Below are 1,026 nucleotides of genomic sequence, written 5' to 3' on the forward strand. Positions count from 1 at the left end.
TCGACATCAAGCATCGGGCAGAGAGCACCGATCATCTCCGTAAACGTTAGAGGTGTCTCCGAGCGGCTGAAAGCCGAATCGAAGCGCAGGACTTGCTCTAACATCGTGCGTTCGAGCTTTAGCGTGACCCGTGTTGACACTGTCGCGCTTGTGGCGTCATAGCCGGCATTCAGCAGGATCGGCCGGGTCGGCGCGTCCTTCGAAAATTTGAGCATTCGCGATCGAAGTACACCTTGGTCGAAAGGACGCGAAAGCACCGTAATCTCATCAGCGATCATGAACGCTGAGAAGAAGCCGATACCGAATTTACCCGTACGCTTTCGCCCCTTGGACAAGAGGCCCGGCCGCTCAGCCTTGACTAGACTGGAGGAGATATAGCTCTCGCCGAAGTCGATGAGCGGTCCTGTGAGTACCGCCTCCGACATGCCGAGTCCGTCATCCTCCACTTCAATCCAGACATGGCCCGAGCCGTCATCGCGCAAACGGGCTACAATCCGACCGTCATAAGCGCTATTCCCAGGTTCAAGCTCCCGCCGATAGCGGATCGCGTCGGCAGCGTTCTGGATCAGCTCGCGGACTGGCACCCACATCTGATGCCCATAGAGCTTCTCGCCACCGAACAAATCAACGATCCTGTCGACCCGCGAGATTCTGACATCGGCGAGCACAGGGCGCCAACCAATGACCTGAACCAGCGCGGAGAGACGATCCGGCGTTTCGGCGCCCCGGACGCGGTTTACCTGGAGCGGTGGCAGGCCGACATCACGCAAAAGCGCGTCTGTTGCTTGAAGTTCGCGATTGGCAACGCCGAGCGCATCACAGGCGATCCACCAAGCACTGGCCTCTTCCTCCACAAACGGTCGAGTGGAAGTAAACACCAGTGCCTCGGGTCGTGCAGGGTCGACATATGGATGGGCGAGCCGGTTCTGCGCGCGCCAATGCTGCTCGGATAAACCGCGTAATTGCAGGAGGGTGGCGTCGCCTTAACCGCCTGTTTGAACCGGCTTGATATCGGGCTCTGATGAC

Annotated in this window: 1 protein-coding gene; it reads right to left on the reverse strand. The window is 58.8% G+C overall.

Annotated features, from left to right (window positions below; genetic code table 11):
- A partial coding sequence (locus I8N66_RS37485; RefSeq protein ID WP_291165631.1) for an ATP-binding protein occupies positions 1–878 on the reverse strand: 878 nt, incomplete at its 3' end.
- Positions 879–1,026: the final 148 nt, after the last annotated feature.

The sequence above is a fragment of the Ensifer sp. SSB1 genome (assembly GCF_016652895.1).
Taxonomy (GTDB): Bacteria; Pseudomonadota; Alphaproteobacteria; order Rhizobiales; family Rhizobiaceae; genus Ensifer.